Annotated in this window: 12 protein-coding genes, 2 tRNA genes and 2 rRNA genes; 13 read left to right on the forward strand and 3 right to left on the reverse strand. The window is 41.1% G+C overall.

Going from position 1 to position 22104, the window contains the following annotated elements; all coding sequences use genetic code 11:
- Positions 1-46: 46 nt before the first annotated feature.
- The 8 genes from M1E96_RS01790 to aceK all read left to right on the forward strand — a co-directional run bounded on the left by M1E96_RS01790 (position 47) and on the right by aceK (position 10346).
- Positions 47-123: transfer RNA gene (locus tag M1E96_RS01790), tRNA-Ile, on the forward strand.
- 135 nt (positions 124-258) lie between these two features.
- Positions 259-334: transfer RNA gene (locus tag M1E96_RS01795), tRNA-Ala, on the forward strand.
- Positions 335-560: 226 nt separating this feature from the next.
- Positions 561-3465: ribosomal RNA gene (locus M1E96_RS01800) — 23S ribosomal RNA — on the forward strand.
- 139 nt (positions 3466-3604) lie between these two features.
- Positions 3605-3720 (forward strand): 5S ribosomal RNA (rrf, locus tag M1E96_RS01805).
- Between the two features lie 551 nt (positions 3721-4271).
- Positions 4272-5201 carry a homoserine O-succinyltransferase gene (gene metA / locus M1E96_RS01810; protein WP_070925815.1) on the forward strand — a complete coding sequence of 310 codons (930 nt, stop codon included), beginning with the start codon at positions 4272-4274 and terminating at the stop codon, positions 5199-5201.
- A gap of 364 nt (positions 5202-5565) precedes the next feature.
- Positions 5566-7164 carry a malate synthase A gene (gene aceB / locus M1E96_RS01815; RefSeq protein WP_272581350.1) on the forward strand — a complete coding sequence of 533 codons (1599 nt, stop codon included), beginning with the start codon at positions 5566-5568 and terminating at the stop codon, positions 7162-7164.
- A gap of 48 nt (positions 7165-7212) precedes the next feature.
- Entirely contained in the window at positions 7213-8520 is a 1308-nt protein-coding gene (gene aceA / locus M1E96_RS01820; protein ID WP_070925811.1) for an isocitrate lyase, read from the forward strand.
- Positions 8521-8606: 86 nt separating this feature from the next.
- Entirely contained in the window at positions 8607-10346 is a 1740-nt protein-coding gene (gene aceK, locus M1E96_RS01825) for a bifunctional isocitrate dehydrogenase kinase/phosphatase (protein WP_319069178.1), read from the forward strand.
- Between the two features lie 89 nt (positions 10347-10435).
- Here the strand turns inward: aceK and M1E96_RS01830 are convergent, their stop codons facing one another.
- Together M1E96_RS01830 and edd are read right to left on the reverse strand one after the other, a co-directional pair.
- Complete coding sequence (locus M1E96_RS01830) at positions 10436-11080, reverse strand: bifunctional 4-hydroxy-2-oxoglutarate aldolase/2-dehydro-3-deoxy-phosphogluconate aldolase (protein WP_140178754.1); 645 nt, start codon at positions 11078-11080, stop codon at positions 10436-10438.
- A 27-nt stretch (positions 11081-11107) separates the two neighbouring features.
- Positions 11108-12958: a phosphogluconate dehydratase gene (gene edd / locus M1E96_RS01835; protein ID WP_272581347.1), complete on the reverse strand. Its 1851-nt coding sequence runs from the start codon at positions 12956-12958 to the stop codon at positions 11108-11110.
- 323 nt (positions 12959-13281) lie between these two features.
- On the opposite strand from edd, the gene M1E96_RS01840 reads away from it, so the two are divergent.
- From M1E96_RS01840 to M1E96_RS01850, 3 genes are all read left to right on the forward strand, one after another.
- Positions 13282-14067 (forward strand): N-acetylmuramoyl-L-alanine amidase-like domain-containing protein, encoded by a 786-nt coding sequence (locus M1E96_RS01840; RefSeq protein ID WP_272581346.1) that lies wholly within the window; start codon positions 13282-13284, stop codon positions 14065-14067.
- Positions 14068-14510: 443 nt separating this feature from the next.
- Positions 14511-14780 (forward strand): helix-turn-helix domain-containing protein, encoded by a 270-nt coding sequence (locus M1E96_RS01845; protein WP_070925825.1) that lies wholly within the window; start codon positions 14511-14513, stop codon positions 14778-14780.
- A 782-nt stretch (positions 14781-15562) separates the two neighbouring features.
- Positions 15563-16447 (forward strand): N-acetylmuramoyl-L-alanine amidase, encoded by an 885-nt coding sequence (locus tag M1E96_RS01850; RefSeq protein ID WP_272581345.1) that lies wholly within the window; start codon positions 15563-15565, stop codon positions 16445-16447.
- A 69-nt stretch (positions 16448-16516) separates the two neighbouring features.
- Here the strand turns inward: M1E96_RS01850 and iclR are convergent, their stop codons facing one another.
- The gene (gene iclR, locus M1E96_RS01855; protein WP_070925799.1) at positions 16517-17347 is read right to left on the reverse strand and encodes a glyoxylate bypass operon transcriptional repressor IclR; all 831 of its coding nucleotides are present in this window, start codon (positions 17345-17347) and stop codon (positions 16517-16519) included.
- Between the two features lie 334 nt (positions 17348-17681).
- Here iclR and metH point away from each other — a divergent pair, with 334 nt between their 5' ends.
- Together metH and M1E96_RS01865 are read left to right on the forward strand one after the other, a co-directional pair.
- On the forward strand, positions 17682-21365 hold the full coding sequence (gene metH / locus M1E96_RS01860; RefSeq protein ID WP_369427343.1) for a methionine synthase: 3684 nt from the start codon (positions 17682-17684) through the stop codon (positions 21363-21365).
- Positions 21366-21423: 58 nt separating this feature from the next.
- Positions 21424-22011, forward strand: a complete 588-nt coding sequence (locus M1E96_RS01865; RefSeq protein ID WP_070925795.1) for a hypothetical protein — start codon at positions 21424-21426, stop codon at positions 22009-22011.
- The last annotated feature ends 93 nt before the right edge of the window (positions 22012-22104 follow it).

Below are 22104 nucleotides of genomic sequence, written 5' to 3' on the forward strand. Positions count from 1 at the left end.
GTGCTCACACAGATTGTCTGATGAAATAGAGTCAACGGTATCATATAGGCTTGTAGCTCAGGTGGTTAGAGCGCACCCCTGATAAGGGTGAGGTCGGTGGTTCAAGTCCACTCAGGCCTACCAAAATCGAATGAATGCTACGTTGTATCTCAGCTCGTTTACCTAGTGTAAACGTCGCTAAGCTACGCCTTGCCTTAATTCGATTTCGTTTTTAATCACACCGATTAAAGACGGCGATGATACTGTCAAACCTGTTATGGGGCTATAGCTCAGCTGGGAGAGCGCCTGCCTTGCACGCAGGAGGTCAGCGGTTCGATCCCGCTTAGCTCCACCATAATACTTTTGAATTATTCAGAATAGATTAGTTAATTAAATAGTCTATTGCGAATAATTATGCTCTTTAACAATCTGGAACAAGCTGAAAATTGAAAACAACGCACATTGTTTATCGCTTAAACAATGTGAGAGTCTCTCAAAAATCTCAACTTGAAGATGTCGTCAACAGACAGAAACCGTCGGGTTTCATGTCGACTGACAAAAAAGACACCTTCGGGTTGTGAGGTTAAGCGACTAAGCGTACACGGTGGATGCCTAGGCAATCAGAGGCGATGAAGGACGTGCTAATCTGCGATAAGCGTCGGTAAGGTGATATGAACCGTTATACCCGACGATTTCCGAATGGGGAAACCCAGTGCAATTCGTTGCACTATCGTTTGATGAATACATAGTCAAACGAAGCGAACCGGGGGAACTGAAACATCTCAGTACCCCGAGGAAAAGAAATCAACCGAGATTCCCCTAGTAGCGGCGAGCGAACGGGGAGCAGCCCAGAGTCTTAATCAGCATCAGCATCAGGAGAACGGTCTGGAAAGTCCGGCAGTAAAGGGTGATAGCCCCGTATCCGAAGGTGTTGGTGTTGTGAACTCGACGAGTAGGGCGGGACACGTGTTATCCTGTCTGAATATGGGGGGACCATCCTCCAAGGCTAAATACTCCTGATTGACCGATAGTGAACCAGTACCGTGAGGGAAAGGCGAAAAGAACCCCGGCGAGGGGAGTGAAATAGAACCTGAAACCGTGTACGTACAAGCAGTGGGAGCACCTTCGGGTGTGACTGCGTACCTTTTGTATAATGGGTCAGCGACTTATATTCTGTAGCAAGGTTAACCGTATAGGGGAGCCGTAGGGAAACCGAGTCTTAACTGGGCGAATGAGTTGCAGGGTATAGACCCGAAACCCGGTGATCTAGCCATGGGCAGGTTGAAGGTTGGGTAACACTAACTGGAGGACCGAACCGACTAATGTTGAAAAATTAGCGGATGACTTGTGGCTGGGGGTGAAAGGCCAATCAAACCGGGAGATAGCTGGTTCTCCCCGAAAGCTATTTAGGTAGCGCCTCGTGAACTCATCTTCGGGGGTAGAGCACTGTTTCGACTAGGGGGTCATCCCGACTTACCAACTCGATGCAAACTACGAATACCGAAGAATGTTATCACGGGAGACACACGGCGGGTGCTAACGTTCGTCGTGAAGAGGGAAACAACCCAGACCGCCAGCTAAGGTCCCAAAGTCATGGTTAAGTGGGAAACGAAGTGGGAAGGCTCAGACAGCCAGGATGTTGGCTTAGAAGCAGCCATCATTTAAAGAAAGCGTAATAGCTCACTGGTCGAGTCGGCCTGCGCGGAAGATGTAACGGGGCTAAACCATGCACCGAAGCTGCGGCAGCGACATTTAGATGTTGTTGGGTAGGGGAGCGTTCTGTAAGCCTGCGAAGGTGTGCTGTGAGGCATGCTGGAGGTATCAGAAGTGCGAATGCTGACATAAGTAACGATAATGCGGGTGAAAAACCCGCACGCCGGAAGACCAAGGGTTCCTGTCCAACGTTAATCGGGGCAGGGTGAGTCGACCCCTAAGGCGAGGCAGAAATGCGTAGTCGATGGGAAACAGGTTAATATTCCTGTACTGGTGATAATTGCGATGGGGGGACGGAGAAGGCTAGGCTATCCGGGCGACGGTTGTCCCGGTTTAAGGATGTAGGCAGGTGAATTAGGCAAATCCGGTTCACTACATGCTGAGGTCTGATGACGAGTCACTACGGTGATGAAGTAGCTCATGCCCCGCTTCCAGGAAAAGCCTCTAAGCTCTAGATTATCATTAATCGTACCCCAAACCGACACAGGTGGTCAGGTAGAGAATACTCAGGCGCTTGAGAGAACTCGGGTGAAGGAACTAGGCAAAATGGTGCCGTAACTTCGGGAGAAGGCACGCTGGCGCTAGGTGAAGTGGTTTACCCATGGAGCTGAAGCCAGTCGCAGATACCAGCTGGCTGCAACTGTTTATTAAAAACACAGCACTGTGCAAACACGAAAGTGGACGTATACGGTGTGACGCCTGCCCGGTGCTGGAAGGTTAATTGATGGGGTTATCCGTAAGGAGAAGCTCTTGATCGAAGCCCCAGTAAACGGCGGCCGTAACTATAACGGTCCTAAGGTAGCGAAATTCCTTGTCGGGTAAGTTCCGACCTGCACGAATGGCGTAATGATGGCCAGGCTGTCTCCACCCGAGACTCAGTGAAATTGAACTCGCTGTGAAGATGCAGTGTACCCGCGGCAAGACGGAAAGACCCCGTGAACCTTTACTATAGCTTGACACTGAACATTGAGCCTTGATGTGTAGGATAGGTGGGAGGCTTTGAAGTGTGGACGCCAGTCTGCATGGAGCCAACCTTGAAATACCACCCTTTAATGTTTGATGTTCTAACGTTGCCCCGTAATCCGGGGTGCGGACAGTGTCTGGTGGGTAGTTTGACTGGGGCGGTCTCCTCCCAAAGAGTAACGGAGGAGCACGAAGGTTGGCTAAGCATGGTCGGACATCATGCGGTTAGTGCAAAGGCATAAGCCAGCTTGACTGCGAGAGTGACGGCTCGAGCAGGTACGAAAGTAGGTCTTAGTGATCCGGTGGTTCTGAATGGAAGGGCCATCGCTCAACGGATAAAAGGTACTCCGGGGATAACAGGCTGATACCGCCCAAGAGTTCATATCGACGGCGGTGTTTGGCACCTCGATGTCGGCTCATCACATCCTGGGGCTGAAGTAGGTCCCAAGGGTATGGCTGTTCGCCATTTAAAGTGGTACGCGAGCTGGGTTTAGAACGTCGTGAGACAGTTCGGTCCCTATCTGCCGTGGGCGTTGGAAGATTGAAAGGGGCTGCTCCTAGTACGAGAGGACCGGAGTGGACGCACCACTGGTGTTCGGGTTGTCATGCCAATGGCATTGCCCGGTAGCTAAGTGCGGAAGAGATAACCGCTGAAAGCATCTAAGCGGGAAACTTGCCTTGAGATGAGTCTTCCCTGACTCTTTAAGGGTCCTAAAGGAACGTTTAAGACTAAGACGTTGATAGGCTGGGTGTGTAAGCGTAGCGATACGTTGAGCTAACCAGTACTAATGAACCGTGAGGCTTAACCTGACAACACCGAAGGTGTTTTAGAGAGATTGAGTTGTTTTTGCGTAGTGAGAAGCCGAAAGGTGAGGGACACGCAGCTTGTTTGAGATTGAGGTTCTGGTTTGCGTTGAGATAACTGCAAACGGGAACGAAACAGAATTTGTCTGGCGGCAATAGCGCGGTGGTCCCACCTGACCCCATGCCGAACTCAGCAGTGAAACGCCGTAGCGCCGATGGTAGTGTGGGGTCTCCCCATGTGAGAGTAGGGAACTGCCAGACATTAAATTAGTGAAGAAGCCACCCAATGGGTGGCTTTTTTGCGTTTGGGAAGAAATATTTTAGCGCTTTGTGAGAAGTGATTTGGTGAGATAAAGTGCGATAAAGCTATAAAGAGATAACTATTTCATTGTGTTATACAGACTATAACCCGCGACGGCACCGGCAACATCATAAGCAAAGTCATGCCAACTCCATCCTATATCTTCTGGATCGCTGCTATAAGCCGTATTTTTTGATGTCTAATACTATTCTAACGTAGGGTTATTATTAATTAGTTATAACGGCGGCTTCTTTTCTCTTTTATCCCCCATATACTATATAAGAAAAAAATCTAATAATCTTTGAATTATATAAAGTAATAACCATTCATATTATATGATTATAATCAATCGGTTATGTTTATGTTATATTTTTGGACATAGGTAGTTTTCTACTAATTACTTGAAATTATTTCAATTTGCCCTGAAAGACTCGACAAGTGTTACAACATTCGCTAGATTATTTAGCATTCTAGAAGTCTAAACGTATAAATGTATAAAAGGGGATGAATGATGCCAATTCGTTTACCAGATGAGTTGCCAGCGGTAAATTTCTTACGAGAAGAGAATGTTTTTGTCATGACAACGACGAGAGCAAGCTTGCAGGAGATCCGCCCCTTGAAAGTATTGATACTTAATTTGATGCCTAAAAAAATTGAGACTGAAAACCAATTTTTACGTTTGTTATCTAATACTCCGTTACAAGTTGATATTCAACTCTTGAGAATTGATCAACGTGAATCCAAAAATACGCCAACGGAACATTTAAATACGTTTTATTGTGATTTTGAAGATATCAAACAGCAAAACTTTGACGGATTAATTGTTACAGGTGCCCCTTTAGGATTGGTTGAATTCAATGATGTGGCTTATTGGCAGCAAATAGAAAAAGTGATTCATTGGGCGAAAGAGCATGTTACTTCAACGTTATTTGTTTGTTGGGCTGTACAAGCTGCTCTTAAGGTTCTTTATGATCTACCAAAGTGGACACGTGAAGAGAAGCTATCAGGGATCTATCAGCACGAAACATTAGAACCTTTTGCTCTATTAACCAGAGGGTTCGATGCTACATTTTATGCACCACACTCTCGTTATGCTGATTTTCCAGAAGAGCTGATTCGTAAGCACACTGATTTAGATATATTAGCGAGCTCTCAAGAAGCTGGCGCATATTTATTTGCTTCTAAAGATAAGCGGCTGGCATTTGTAACGGGTCATCCTGAATATGATGGTGACACTTTAGCACAAGAATATTATCGTGATGTTAATGCAGGAATTTCACCAAATATTCCATGTAATTATTTTAAAGACAATAATCCGGAAAACCCTCCCATTATTAGTTGGAGAAGTCATGGCCACTTACTTTTTTCAAATTGGTTAAATTATTTTGTGTACCAGATCACACCATTCGATCTTTCTCACATGCAACCTACATTAGATTAAATTAAAAATTAATAACTAATAAGCTTATATTATTTGGACTTAATATTCAGAAAGTCACGTATTTATAGATATAAAAATTAATATTTTATAGTGGATAGACATAAAAGCAGCCTAAAAATGGCTGCTTTTTTGTTTTTCAATATAAATTGACCAAAATTTGTTTCTTATACAACACATTGATTTAACGTATATTTAACATTTTTTTAGGTTTAAAAGGAATTGGTGGTCATAATTTGTTTGTAATTAAATCTCTTTAAAAACAAATATATATGGTTAGTTTTTATTAAAATGGAAACCGTTTTTGATTTATTTTTATTTTGAGTTAATCTTAATTCTATCGGCAGATAAGAATGAGGATTGACCTATGGAGCAGCAGTTATCAACATCGACCTTAACATTTATCAATAGCTTTAATCAGCAGGATAGCAGGGTGTTAACAGCTGAAGCTATTGTATTTCTTTCTGAATTAGTAGAGAAGTTCGCAGCTCAAAGAGAATCACTATTACAAGAGCGCCTAGTCAGACAGAAAAAAATTGATTCGGGTATTCTTCCTGATTTTATTTCAGAAACTCATTCCATTAAAAATGACAATTGGAAGATTCAAAATATACCTGAGGATTTACAAGATCGTCGTGTTGAGATCACTGGGCCTGTTGAACGAAAAATGGTGATAAATGCACTTAATGCAAATGTTAAAGTTTTTATGGCCGATTTCGAAGACTCGCTTTCTCCATCTTGGGATAAGTTGATCGATGGTCAAATAAACTTAAGTGATGCTATACGAGGAGATATTTCGTATACCAATGAAAACGGTAAAGTCTACCAACTCAAGTCAGATCCTGCGGTTTTAATTGCTCGAGTAAGGGGTCTGCATTTAGATGAGAAGCATGTTCTATTTGAAGGCAAGCCTATCCCAGGTGGATTATTTGACTTTGCTCTCTACTTTTTTCACAACTACGCCACCTTATTAGAGAAAGGTAGTGGTCCTTATTTTTATATACCTAAACTTGAATCTTGGCAGGAAGCTAAGTGGTGGAGCGATGTATTTAGTACCGCAGAAGATACTATGGGTCTACCACGTGGAACGATTAAAGCAACCGTTTTGATAGAAACATTGCCGGCTGTTTTTCAAATGGATGAGATTTTGTATTACATGCGCCACCATATCGTTGGACTAAATTGTGGCCGTTGGGATTATATTTTTAGTTATATTAAAACGTTAAAAGAGCATTCAGATAAGGTTCTACCTGACCGGCAGGTCGTGACGATGACCCAATCATTCTTAAGTGCATACTCTCGCTTGTTGATCAAAACATGTCATCGTAGGGGCGCTTTTGCTATGGGGGGAATGTCTGCGTTTATTCCAAGTAAAGATGAAGAAGAGAATAAAGCGATATTAGCTAAGGTTAAGGCGGATAAAGAGCTTGAGGCGAGTAATGGTCATGATGGCTCATGGGTAGCTCACCCAGGGCTGGCTGATACTGTAATGAATGTATTTAATCAAGCATTTGGTAGTCATAAAAATCAGCTGCATGTTTTACGTGAAACGGATCCAGAAATTAGTGCTCAAGAGCTATTACAGCCTTGTGAAGGAGAAAGAACTGAAGAAGGCATGCGAGCGAATATTCGAGTGGCCGTTCAGTATATCGAAGCATGGATTTCAGGTAATGGTTGTGTCCCTATTTATGGGCTAATGGAAGATGCCGCAACAGCTGAGATTTCTCGTACTTCTATTTGGCAGTGGATACGTCATGGTAAATCGCTTTCAAATGGTGAAAAGGTTACTAAGGCACTTTTTGAAGAAATGCTAGATGAGGAACTGCAAGTGATTCAAAAAGAGCTTGGTGATCAACGCTTCCAGAATGGGCGTTTTCGTGAAGCCGCGGATTTAATGCGAAGGATCACTACACAAGATGAGTTAATTGAATTTTTAACCATTCCTGGTTATCAACTTATTGATTAATAGAACATAAAAACATCCGAATTACCCTACATTATAAGGAATATTAACATGACGATATCACGCGCAGAGCAGATAACCCAATTAGAAAATGAATGGAAAAAAGCACGTTGGAAAGGGATATCTCGTCCTTATAGCGCTGAAGAAGTGGTGAAGCTGCGTGGGTCAGTGAATCCTGAACATACTTTAGCGACTAAAGGTGCGCTGCGATTATGGGATCAACTGCATGGCAATTCTAAGAAAGGTTATGTGAATGCACTCGGTGCATTAACGGGTGGTCAAGCGTTGCAGCAAGCGAAAGCAGGTATTGAAGCGATCTATCTTTCAGGCTGGCAAGTTGCTGCTGATGCGAATACCGCATCAAGTATGTATCCTGATCAATCATTGTACCCTGTTGATTCTGTGCCATCAGTGGTGAAAAAGATTAATAATACTTTTCGTCGAGCAGATCAGATCCAGTGGGCGAATGGTATTGGTCCTGAAAACAAAGAGTATATCGATTTCTTTTTGCCCATTGTGGCTGATGCGGAAGCTGGGTTTGGTGGCGTACTCAATGCGTTCGAATTGATGAAAGGCATGATTGAGGCGGGTGCCGCCGCTGTACACTTTGAAGATCAATTAGCCGCAGTTAAAAAATGTGGTCATATGGGAGGGAAGGTACTGGTTCCTACACAAGAAGCGGTGCAAAAATTGGTTGCTGCACGTTTAGCTGCTGATGTTTCTGGGGTGCCTACGATCCTCATCGCGAGAACGGATGCGGACGCGGCAGATCTATTAACATCTGATTGTGACCCTTATGATGCGGACTTCATTACGGGCGAAAGAACTAATGAAGGTTTTTTCAGAACTAATGCGGGAATTGAGCAAGCAATCAGTCGTGGATTGGCATACGCTCCTTATGCTGATTTAGTATGGTGTGAAACATCGAAGCCTGATTTAGAAGCGGCTCGACAGTTTGCCGAAGCTATTCATGAACAATATCCAGGTAAATTATTGGCTTATAATTGCTCTCCTTCATTTAACTGGAAGAAAAACTTGGATGACGCAACAATTGCCCGTTTCCAAGATGAACTTTCGGCAATGGGGTATCGCTTCCAATTCATTACACTCGCGGGTATTCACAGTATGTGGTTTAACATGTTTGATTTGGCACACGCTTATGCCCAAGGCGAAGGAATGAAGCATTACGTTGAGAAAGTGCAAGAACGTGAGTTTGCTGCAATTAAGCAAGGCTATACTTTCTCTTCGCATCAGCAAGAAGTCGGGACAGGCTACTTCGATAAAGTCACGACAGTGATCCAAGGTGGAGCATCATCGGTTACGGCACTAACAGGCTCAACGGAAGAAGAGCAGTTCTAATTAAGCCAAGTATGCTTTTCTTTTGTTCATAGATATTTGTTTATTTTATTGGCACTTTCGAGTGCCATTTTTTATCGGGAGCCGCTATGACATTATCGATTGAGCAGATCATCTCACAAACTATCTTGCAGGGCTTCGATGCTCAATATGGTCGTTTCTTAGAAATTACCTTAGAGGCACAAGAGCGATTTGAACGAGCAGATTGGCATGCAGTCCAAGATGCGATGAAACAAAGGATCAAGCTTTATGATCATCATGTAGGGCTGGTAGTTGCTCAACTGCAATTTATGGGATTAACTCAATCATTAACACCTGAAAAAATATCAAAAATCAAACATGTTTTTACCGAATTACTACCGGGCTATCCTCGTTTCGAAATTGCAGAAAGCTTTTTTAATTCAGTTTATTGCCGCTTATTTAAGCATCGTGAATTAACTCAGGAAAATCTATTTATTTTCACTTCACAGCCTGCGCGCCGTTTCAGCGAATTACCGAGACGATTGACTAAGGAATATCATGTTAATACTTGTTTATCTGAGGTGCTGACAAGGATCCTGAGTACGTTACCTTTACGGTTAAAATGGCACTGTTTATCTGATGATGTGCAATCTATTGTTGACGTATTAACGCAGCGATTTCCTAATATTACTCATGAAACTGTATCATTACATATTGTTGATGAGCTATTTTATCGTAATAAAGCCGCTTGGTTAGTTGGAAAGTTAGTTATTAATAATGAGATCCATCCATTTTTATTGCCCATTCACCGTAATGTGCAGGATGAGATTTACGTGGATGCTTGTTTAACGGGATTTGATGAAGCGAGTATTGTTTTTGGTTTTGCTCGTTCTTACTTCATGGTTTATGCTCCATTTCCTGCTGCTTTAGTTTTTTGGCTACGGGATATTTTACCAAGTAAATCAATAGCTGAATTATATATGGCGATTGGTTGTCAAAAACATGGCAAGACCGAATACTATCGTGAATATCTGGCTTTTATTAATTTTTCTCGTGAACAATTTACCATTGCTCCAGGGGTAAAGGGCATGGTGATGTTAGTATTCACTTCCCCTTCGTTTGATCGTGTTTTTAAGTTAATTAAAGATAAATTTGCGCCACAAAAAGAAGTCACTCGGGAGCGTGTACAAGAGTGCTATCGCATAGTTAAGGAACATGATCGAGTCGGTCGTATGGCTGATACACAGGAGTTTGAAAACTTTATTATTGATAAGCGTTTTATCAGTGATGAATTAATGGAGGAATTATTAAAAGAAGCGCCTTCATTGATTGAAGATTTAGGTGACAAAATACTTATTCGTCATTTGTATATGGAACGAAAAATGACGCCACTGAATATTTATATGGATGATGCAAATGAAGTTCAGTTATGCCATATCATTGATGAGTATGGCCAAGCAATAAAACAACTTGCTGCCGCAAATATTTTCCCTGGTGATATGTTATTTAAAAACTTCGGGGTAACACGTCATGGTCGTGTGATATTTTATGATTACGATGAGATTTGTTATATGAGCGAAGTTAATTTTCGACAAATTCCAGAACCTATGTATCCCGAGCAGGAGCTATCGAGCGAACCTTGGTATAGTGTGGGGGAAAATGATGTTTTCCCAGAGGAGTTTCCTCAATTTTTATGTCAAGATCCTAAAATACGTAGTTATCTACAACAGAAGCATGCGGATCTGTTTACAGCGCAATATTGGCAAGGATTACAAGAAAGAATTCGAAACGGTCATATTGAAGATGTTTACGCATACCATGAAGAGCTGCGTTTTAATCATACTCAAGAAATGATAACCAGCACATAATGCGGGATGATTTATGGTTGAGACTGTTGGTGAAGCGGGATGGAACGGGGGTTCCCGCTTCATATTATTAGCAGAAAATCGAATCGCAATTATGCGAGTTTTGCACCGCTAATAGCTTGTTTTGCAAGTTCGGTGATACGTTGATAATCACCTGCTTCTAAAGCATCTTCAGGGACTAGCCACGAGCCGCCAATACATAGCACACTATTTAACGCTAAATAATCACGATAGTTTGCTGGGGAGATACCACCTGTAGGGCAGAATTTTACTTGTGGGAAGGGGCCTACTATGGCTTTTAGAGCTTTAACTCCACCATTAGCTTCTGCTGGAAAGAACTTAAATTCTGTTAGTCCGTAATTCATCCCTAACATTAATTCAGAGACAGTTGAAACGCCAGGGATCAATGGAATAGTGCCTTTGGTTGCTGCACTGAGTAACTCTTCAGTAAGGCCTGGGCTGATAGCGAACTGGGCTCCTGCTTCAGTGACAGCAGCAAGTTGTTGCGCATTGATAACCGTTCCTGCACCGACAATGGCTTCTGGCACTTCATTGGCAATCAGACGGATTGCTGCAACGGCACACTCTGTTCTTAATGTCACTTCAAGGACTTTCACGCCACCTTTTACTAAGGCTTTTGCGAGAGGAACAGCTTGCTCAAGTTTATGAATGACAATAACAGGAACGACAGGACCGGCATTGAGTACATCTACAGCAGCGAGTTTCCAATTATGCATAATATTTACCTAATTCATTGAAATAACTTAAAAGTTAATGCTACAAGCGCCTTCTTCCGCACCTGAAAAATTGCTTCTGAGAGCACCAAATAATTCACGCCCACAGCCTGAATGCTCAGAACTTAAATCAGGTTGATAGGCTTGGCGGTTAGCGAGTTCTTTTTCATCAACGAGTAGCGTTAATTCACCCGTTAAGCCGTTCACTCGGATCAGATCACCATCTTGGACTTTGGCTAGCAGCCCATTATTATAAGCTTCAGGTGTGACATGGATCGCCGCGGGAACTTTGCCAGAAGCTCCGGATAATCGACCGTCGGTAACAAGTGCTACTTTATAGCCTCTATCCATTAATACACCCAATGGTGGCATGAGCTTATGTAGCTCTGGCATGCCATTAGCTGAAGGGCCTTGAAAGCGAATGACAATAACACAGTCTTTATCTAACGCTCCAGATTCAAAAATCGGTAAAATATCGTGCTGATTGTTAAATACAACAGCCGGTGCTTCGATCAGTTGATTATCTTCAGGTATGGCCGATGTTTTCATTACTGCTCTGCCTAAATTACCCGCTAAAACCTTAGTGCCTCCATGCCGAGAGAAAGGCTGATTAATATCGGCGATCACATGTTGGTCAAATGAATTTTTGGCCCCCTCGCGCCATTCTAAAAGGCCATTATTTAGCCATGGTTCCATGGTATAGCGCGTGAGGCCATTACCAGCAACAGTATGTACGTCTTCATGTAATAAACCTTTAGATAATAGCTGGCGGATCAGTAGCGCAACACCACCTGCTGCTTGGAATTGGTTTATATCGGCTTGCCCATTTGGATAGATACGGCAAATTAGTGGAATAATGGCTGATAGCTCTGAAAAATCATCCCAATTAATGATAATGCCTGCTGCCCGCGCAATAGCAACAAGGTGCATGGTTAGGTTTGTTGAGCCCCCTGTGGCGAGTAATGCAATAATTCCATTTACTATCACTTTCTCGTCGACAAGTTTCCCAATAGGCAAATAATTACCTGACTGCTCTGTTAAACGAGTGATTTGGCGGGCCGCTGCATCAGTTAATGCATCACGCAAAGGAGAATCGGGTTGTATGAAGGAAGCGCCGGGTAAATGAAGCCCCATGACTTCCATCACCATTTGATTCGAATTTGCGGTACCATAGAAGGTACAAGTACCAATACCATGGTAAGAGGCGGCTTCTGCTTCTAATAATGCATTTCGATCAACTTTTCCTTCGACATAGAGCTGGCGAATACGGACTTTTTCTTTATTAGGTAACCCTGTTGCCATTGGGCCTGCGGGAACAAAAATAGCAGGAAGATGACCAAAGGAAAGGGCTCCCATCAGGAGGCCAGGAACAATTTTATCGCAAATACCAAGGTATAAAGCGCCGTCAAACATATTGTGTGATAACCCGATCGCTGTAGACATTGCAATGACATCACGACTGAGTAAAGAGAGCTCCATGCCATCTTGCCCTTGGGTAACGCCATCGCACATGGCAGGGACTCCTGCTGCCACTTGGCCAATTGCACCTGCTGCAAGTAGTGCTTGTTTTAAGCGCTCGGGGTAATTGTCATAAGGACGGTGTGCTGACAGCATATCATTATAAGAGTTAATAATTGCGATATCAGAGCGTGTCATGCTTTTAAGGATCTTTTTGTCTTCAGGTTGGCAAGCTGCAAATCCATGAGCAAGATTACCGCAGGCTAGCTCGGCCCGATGCACAGTACTGCTTCGAGCTTGTTCAATTTTGTTAAGATAGTGTATTCGTGTATTTTTTGAGCGTTCAATAATTCGCTCCGTAATACGCATGATTTCAGGATGAACGGCAAGAGTAGATTTCTCTATCGGACTAGAATTGCTCATGATTGCTGACCTCATTATAGCGATTTTTGGCGACTAACTTGGGTTCTATCGGGCATATCGCGTAAAAATCTTTTCGTCATTCACGTTATGTTACCGGTAACATTGTTTATTGAAATAGCGGTAGTTGCAATGGTTGATAGATAAATTTCGAACTATCTGTGATCTGAATCAAAATTATTCAGGGGAAGACTATAAACAAGGGGCTTGTTTGCTGTGACGAGTTATTATCTTGAATAAATTGTGTTATCTATCTGTTGTTAGAAGTCAATAATACAATGGTGATCGAGTAGGTTGATATCACTATCAATTTTAATGGGAATTTCATGTTAAAACGATTAATGGCAGTGGCTTTATTGTTTATTTCATCAATGAGTTGTGCTGTATCGGTAGTGTTGGAACCGGGGTCACTTTTTATTCTGAATAATATTCAGCGGGATACAGTAGGGTTAACCCCCGAGCTGCGAGTCAAAGTGATAACAGAAAAGTTGCTCGGTACACCGTATAACAACCATACATTAAATTCACAAGCCACAGCAGAAGAGAAGTTAATTATAAATTTAAAATCAATGGATTGTATGACTTTTATTGAATATACAGAAGCTTTCAAGCGTTCTGATGACTATGATGATTTTATTCAGAACCTAGAAAAAATCCGTTATTCAGAAAATGGTATTTCATATGTGACCCGCCGGCATTTCTTTACTGATTGGCTACAGCAAGCAGATAGTTCTATCTCTGACGTTACACAACAGATTAGCTCGAACTCAATTCTAGTAAATAAAACACTTAATAAAAAAAATAATGGTCAATTACTCATACAAGATCTGCCTATAACAAATCGGTTAATTAGATATATTCCAACTAAACATATTGATAATTCTGTTTTAGGATCGATAAAAACTGGTGATTATATTGGTGTTTATTCGAGCAAACCTGAATTAGATGTGAGTCATGTAGGAATTGCTATTCGCCAAGGTGAGAAGGTTTATTTTAGAAATGCATCTTCAATAAAGCGAGTTTTAAAAGTGAGTGATGTAGATTTAAAGCAATACTTACAAGGGAAAACAGGGATAGTCGTACTGAGATCACAATTTGGTCAATTAGACTAAACGATGATAATTGTTTAATTCTAACATTACATATTATTTAAGTTGCCGTTTATATTGGTATTTTGACTTTTTCGCTGTCCAAAGTATGATCTGTATCATATTATTGATAGCAGTACTCTTCTCATTAAAAATAAATATATTGTTTTAAGTGTCTAACTATTTCTATAACGATTTAAAATGTAAGTTATTATGAATGTGTTAAGTGAAAATAATTAATTATAAAAATAGTTATTTTATTTAATAAAATAAAAAGTTATTTAAAAGCAATGAATTACTATTAATCAATTAAAAATTAATAATTATATTATCCTCTTGATAAGTTTAAGCTATCGATTTTTAACCATTTAATTGTCGTTAACTATTTATAATGGGAATTTGACGTTCTATAATAGAACATATAAAAAAATAATATTTATTTCCTGTTCTAGGGGAGGGATACGGCTATCACAAAAAGGAAAAACGTATATGCCTTATTAGGGCATCATTTACGTAAAGCAAGAATGCAAAAAGGGTTATCTGGTAATGAATTAGCAGATATTATTAATTTAAGTCAACAACAGATATCTCGCTATGAACGAGGTATTAATAAACTAAGTTTAGATAAGCTTATAGAAATTGTTGTTTTTTTAGATATTGATGTAGGAGATATCGTTAAAGTTATTCTAACAGAGGTTGAGCATGAAAAACGAATCGCCTATTCAGTAATAAAATAAGGGGTTTTACCTATTTCATATAATTTATATCTTAAATACATATGGGTAACTGATATGAATTTATTAGTTACCATAAAAAACAATAAGAAACTTTAATAATATCAATAGAATTTTTTTATTTATTTTTATGCGTAATTGGTGTGTTTTCAGTAATATATTTTTATATTAATTCTAGGTAGTTTATCTTTTAATGCACTTTTTACTATGAGGTATTATTTTTTATCACCAAGAGGAATCTAAAAATATCGAATAATAGATAAATAAGAAGCCCCGCCTTTCTAACCTGTCTAGAGTCTGCAAACCTTTTCTGGTGATTTTTACAACTAAAAGGATTAAATAAAAGTCTAAAAAATGGATTTTTGTATTTATTAATTGGGCTTATTACTATTAACTTGGTTAAGTATTATCGTGTGAATGTTGCCCTACCAATTCGATTAAAGAGTGTTTCACTCATGTGATGCTACGCTGAGAAGTTTTGCCTCATTCTCTAGGTGGGGGGACTTGCCGTCTTACCTAAATGGTTCCAGTATGAATAAAAATTCATCTTCAGAGGCATTGTGAATAAAAACAGATAGAAAATGATGGGGTAAAGCTAATTTAAATGCTATGAAAAAATAAGATTGATATTGAATTATTAACTACATTTACTGATAAATTTAATATTTTTTAGATTAACTCACATTTTAAATGCCATTTCGTTGGAGTTTTGTGTATTTTTTGTAATCAAATAAAGAGGTACAATAGAAAATATATGGGTTAAGTACAGCATAAAAGGATTTTGAATGATACGTAATTTATTGCTTTTATTAGTATTTATAATAACGGGTTGCTCAACACTCTCTTCTCGAACTGGCTACTATGTTGATACCAGTCATCCATCACAAAATAGTAACCAAAGAATACAATATGTGATAATACATTATACGGTTTCTGATGATGAGTACTCCCTCCACTTGCTAACTAAAGGCAAAGTCAGTTCACACTATTTAATCCCGAGTCAGCCTACACAGGCACATAACCTCCCCGTAATATTGCAACTTGTGCCCGAAGCATTGAGAGCATGGCATGCAGGGGATAGCCGTTGGCGATACCATAGTAGTTTAAATGATAGTTCAATTGGTATTGAAATAGTGAATGCCGGATTTAAGGTGGATCAGAATGGTAACAGGGTATGGGCACCATTTAATCCATCGCAGATTTCTGCATTAATTCCTCTAGTTAAAGATATTATGCAGCGTTATAACATTCCGCCTGAAAATATTATTGGTCATAGTGACATTGCGCCATTACGTAAAGAAGATCCTGGTAGGGCTTTCCCTTGGGAGGCATTGTCAAAACAAGGTATTGGTGCTTGGCCTGATGCAAAAACGGTTGCAAACTATTTATCTAATCGATCAGTGAATGAACCAAGTAATATTTTATTATTACAAAAAGCACTTAGGTTTTATGGTTATGCAGATATTCCTCTGTCAGGTGAATTAGATACCGCGACACAAAAAACGATCAGCGCGTTTCAAATGCATTTTCGACCACGTAATATTGATGGATTGGCGGACGCAGAAACAGAGGCGATAGCTTTAGCATTGATTGAAAAGTATCGTGATATGCCTAAATTTTTATCGTTAAATCAGCTTGAATATCTACAAGGTTCACAAGAAGGGGATTGATGATATTAAGCGTTCAGGTATGTGATATGTCACATACCTTTGACTTTTTGCCGTGTATTCAGATCTCAATTAACGGATCGCTCCATATTCACGGCTGATCTCTTTAGCGGCTTTGATCACCATTGCCCCAAGCTCTGTCACACGATCATCTGTGATGCGAGATAATGGGCCTGAAATAGAAATAGCTGCAAATGCTTCTTTATGTTCATCATAAATGCATGCTCCGATACATCTCAGGCCCAATGCATGCTCTTCATCATCATAGGAAAAGCCTTGTTTTTTTGCTTGTTGTAAATTTTCTTTTAATGCTGATGGCGTAGTTAGAGTATAAGGCGTGTAGGCATGAAGCCCTTTCTTACTGAGTAATGGGATCAGTTGATCTTCAGGTAAGGTAGCGATAAATGCTTTACCTGCTCCTGAAGCATGTAGTGGCAATTTACCACCGATAGGCGCTGACATACGCATTAACGCATTACATTGCACTTGGTCAACAATCACTGCATCAAATTCAGTATGATCCAAGATAGCTAAATTGACCGTCTCTCCAGATTCATCCATTAAACGGCGCAAAATAGGATGAACTAATGCAAGTAAATTACGGCTTTCAAGAAAGCTACTACCAATGATAAATGCGTTAGATGCGATCACCCATAGCCCCAGATCACCAGTTTGGCGCACAAACCCATGCTGTTCTAATGTCATCAGTAGGCGATGGGTAGTTGAGTTGGGTAAGCCTGCTTGCAGCGCAAGATCAGTAAGAGCAATACCGCCTGTTGATTCAGAAATATATTCCAAAAGTGTTAGTCCACGACTTAATGACTGGACTTGACCTGCTGCTGGCGCGCCACTTGCGGGTCCTTTTGCCTTCTTTATTTTTTTACTAATTGATGAAGTCGCCATTAAGTCTCTCCTGACTGGAATGAATTTTTGTTTCTATTATGGATGATCTCACCCCAAAATACTCATCGGATCAGTGAAAAATTAGATCTGAGACAACCTGAAAAACTCTCATCATAGGCTCGAATTTTCGACGCGAAAACTATGATAGGATGATAATGGCAGTAATTTAACTTATGACTATGCTCGCCATACTTCAAGTTACAGGGGGGTTGACTACGCTCAGCTAGCCGAATCACATAGTTTATCTATGCTTCCCGTCTATCTTTGCTTGTCGCCTACCTGCAACTTGAATTATTTTGAGTATATGGTGGTTGTTTTTTAGGAGGCGGTGCAAGTGTCGTATAAAATCAGTCAATTAGAAAAAGAATTAAAAAATAGGATCTTAGTACTGGATGGTGCAATGGGAACCATGATCCAACGTCATAAGCTCACTGAACAACAATTTCGTGGAGAACGATTTGCCGACTGGCCAAGTGATCTCAAAGGGAATAACGATTTACTTGTTTTAACGCAGCCTGAAATTATTCGTGACATCCATGACCAATATTTTGCAGCAGGCGCTGATATTGTTGAGACCAATACGTTTAACTCAACCACCATTGCGATGGCAGACTACAAAATGGAATCGTTGTCCGCTGAGATAAATGAAGCGGCAGCACGAATTGCCCGTGAATGTGCAGATAAATGGACATTAAAGACACCTGAAAAGCCACGTTATGTCGCAGGCGTTTTAGGCCCGACTAACCGTACAGCGTCGATCTCCCCTGATGTGAATGATCCTGCCTATCGTAATGTGAGTTTTGATCAACTTGTTGAAGCTTATCGTGAGTCAACCCGTGCTTTGGTGAAAGGCGGTGTTGATCTGATCATGATTGAAACTATTTTCGATACCTTAAATGCCAAAGCGGCTATTTTTGCGGTTGAAACTGAATTTGAATCATTGGGCATTAAATTACCTGTCATGATCTCAGGCACGATCACTGATGCTTCAGGACGAACCCTATCGGGGCAAACGACTGAAGCCTTCTATAATTCGCTTCGTCATGCGAAACCGATTTCATTTGGATTAAATTGTGCATTAGGCCCTGATGAGTTACGGCAATATGTTTCTGAGTTATCTCGCATTGCTGAATGTTATGTAAGCGCGCACCCGAATGCAGGCCTACCGAATGCTTTTGGTGAATATGATCTTGATGCACAAAATATGGCCGAGCAAATCAATGAATGGGCGCAAGCGGGGTTTTTAAATATTGTCGGTGGTTGTTGTGGGACGACACCTTTGCATATCCAAAAAATGGCCGAAGCGGTACAAGGGATTGCTCCGCGTGTTTTACCGACACTTCCTGTTGAATGCCGCTTATCAGGCTTAGAACCTCTTAATATCGGCGAAAAATCCCTGTTTGTTAACGTTGGTGAACGGACGAACGTAACAGGTTCTGCAAAGTTTAAGCGTTTAATTAAAGAAGGTAATTACCAAGAAGCATTAGATGTTGCGCGTCAACAAGTTGAAAATGGCGCACAAATTATTGATATCAATATGGATGAAGGAATGCTGGATTCAGAAGCTGCCATGGTGCGGTTTTTGAATTTGATTGCAGGGGAGCCTGATATTGCCCGTGTTCCTATTATGATAGATTCATCCAAGTGGGATGTGATTGAAAAAGGGCTCAAGTGCATTCAAGGTAAAGGGGTCGTTAACTCTATTTCAATGAAAGAAGGCGAAGCGGCTTTTATTGAGCATGCCAAGTTGGTGCGTAAGTATGGGGCGGCTGTGGTTATCATGGCGTTTGATGAGGTCGGTCAAGCAGATACACGTGAACGCAAAATTGAAATATGTCGTCGTGCTTATCAGGTGTTAACCGAAACGGTTGGCTTCCCTCCAGAAGATATTATCTTTGACCCCAATATTTTTGCTGTAGCGACTGGGATTGAAGAACACAATAACTACGCTGTCGATTTTATTGAAGTTTGTCAGGACATAAAACAACAGCTCCCTCACGCGATGATTTCAGGTGGTGTTTCGAACGTCTCGTTCTCATTCAGAGGCAATGATCCTGTTCGTGAGGCGATCCATGCCGTATTCCTCTACTATGCGATCCGTAACGGAATGGATATGGGGATCGTAAATGCAGGGCAATTAGCGATCTATGATGATCTCCCTATAGAACTGAAAGAGGCGGTAGAGGATGTGATCTTAAACCGTCGAGAGGACAGTACAGAGCGGTTATTAGAGTTAGCCGAAAAATACCGTGCAACGAGTAGTGGTGAGCAACAAATTCAACAAGCAGAGTGGCGTTCATGGGACGTTGAAAAACGTCTGGAATATGCCTTAGTGAAAGGGATCACCGAATTTATTGTCCAAGACACAGAAGAAGCCCGACAGCGTGCAGCGAGCCCAATAGAAGTTATTGAAGGGCCTCTGATGAATGGTATGAACGTTGTGGGGGATTTATTTGGCGAAGGTAAAATGTTCTTACCTCAAGTAGTCAAATCTGCGCGAGTGATGAAACAGGCCGTAGCTTACTTAGAACCTTATATTCAAGAACTTAAGCAGGCGGGTAGCAGTGCAGGTAAAATATTATTAGCGACGGTCAAAGGCGACGTTCATGATATTGGTAAAAATATCGTGGGTGTTGTTTTACAGTGCAATAATTATGAAATTATTGATTTAGGCGTCATGGTGCCTTGTGAAACTATCTTGAAAACAGCACGTGAGCAGAATGTCGATATTATTGGCTTGTCAGGCTTGATCACGCCATCACTGGATGAAATGGTGCATGTTGCAAAAGAAATGGAGCGACAAGGTTTTACCATCCCTCTGATGATTGGCGGAGCGACGACATCAAAAGCGCACACGGCAGTCAAAATAGAGCCAAACTATAATCATTCGGTGACTTATGTACAGAATGCATCCCGCACGGTAGGTGTGGTCTCAGCGCTACTTTCCGCAACACAAAAAGAAGAGTTTGTTGCACGAACACGCCGTGAATATGAAGTGGTTCGTGAACAACATGGGCGTAAAAAACCCAAAACACCGCCAGTATCATTAGAAGCCGCTCGCGCAAATGCAGTGAAGATTGATTGGCAAAATTACCAGCCACCAGTACCGCGTTTTTTAGGTGTCAAAGAAGTACAAGCATCAATCGAAACATTGCGTCATTATATTGATTGGACACCATTTTTTATGACATGGTCTTTGGCGGGCAAGTACCCACGTATCTTAGAGGATGAAGTGGTGGGGGAAGAAGCACGTAAATTACTGCGTGACGCTAATGCTATGTTAGATCAGCTTTCTGAAAGCCAATCTTTGGTACCGCGAGGAATTTTTGGGTTGTTCCCTGCTAATCGTGTGGGGGATGACGTTGAAATATATACTTCACCTGCGCGTGATAACGTTAATTGTATTGCTCTCAATTTACGTCAACAGACAGAGAAAAAAGAGTTTCCGAATTATTGCTTATCTGACTTTGTGGCACCAAAAGACAGTGGTAAGGCAGATTATATTGGTGCATTTGCGGTCACAGGTGGTTTAGAAGAAGACGCCTTAGCTGACCAATATGAACAACAACATGATGACTATAACAAGATCATGTTAAAGGCATTGGCGGACCGATTAGCGGAAGCATTTGCGGAGTACTTACATCAGCAGGTAAGAAAAGAACATTGGGGCTATGCACCTGATGAAGATTTACCTAATGAAGAACTGATCCGTGAAAAATACCAAGGTATTCGTCCTGCACCAGGTTATCCTGCGTGCCCTGAGCACACCGAAAAAGCCAAAATTTGGCAGTTACTTGATGTTGAAAAGCAAATTGGTATGCAGTTGACTAGCTCTTATGCTATGTGGCCGGGCGCTTCTGTTTCAGGTTGGTATTTTAGTCACCCTGAAAGCAAATATTTTGCGGTTGCTCAGGTACAACGAGATCAAATAGAAGATTATGCACAGCGCAAAGGCATGTCGAACACAGAATTGGAGCGTTGGTTAGCACCTAATTTGGGTTATGATCCAGAGGATTGATTTTTCATCTGTTCGGCACCATCTTATAACAATAGGAAATTTAAAGAGACTGTGAACAATGAGCTATGAATTTATTATTGAAGATACTCTGCCGGCGACGGCAGTTTATCCCTACAAGATCCAAAATAGCGCTGCACCTGAAACTTTTTTCATGAGTGAAGATTTCGTCAGTGCCATGATGAGCATTTTGCAAATCATGGATAAATTGGATACGGATGATATGCTCGATGATCATTGTTTTAACAAGATTTGGTTGCGCAGTGAACTCACGCCAGCACGTGCTGAAGAGATCTATCTTTACTTAGAAAACCCACAATCTATCGATCTTATTCCTTCTAAAGAAGAGATCGATGCTTTCCATCAGGCACAACGTGATGAAGACAAACTGTTGGCGAAAGAAAGCCCGAAAGAAGGCATGATACCTGTACATAAATTTGCGACTAACGATGGCTGGTTAGTGACAGTGAAAGAATGTGGTTGGATAGCTGAAATTTTTTCACCTGAGCTGGTTGGAGAGAACCAATTTGTCGTATCGCAAATTGCTGATTTGTGTAAAGTTAGCCATGAAACTTTAGAAGCAATGCTAGTAGAGTGGGGGAAATTTAACCTATTCGCGAGTAAGCATGGTGGCTATCGAGTGAATTAGGGAACATTTATCTGGGGAATTATTTCCCCAGATAATATTGCTATTCTATATTTTATGTCTTAATCACTTATCCTTTTTCATAAGGAATGTTAT

Origin of the sequence: Providencia sp. PROV236 (assembly GCF_033676985.1) — a bacterium.
GTDB lineage: Bacteria > Pseudomonadota > Gammaproteobacteria > Enterobacterales > Enterobacteriaceae > Providencia > Providencia manganoxydans.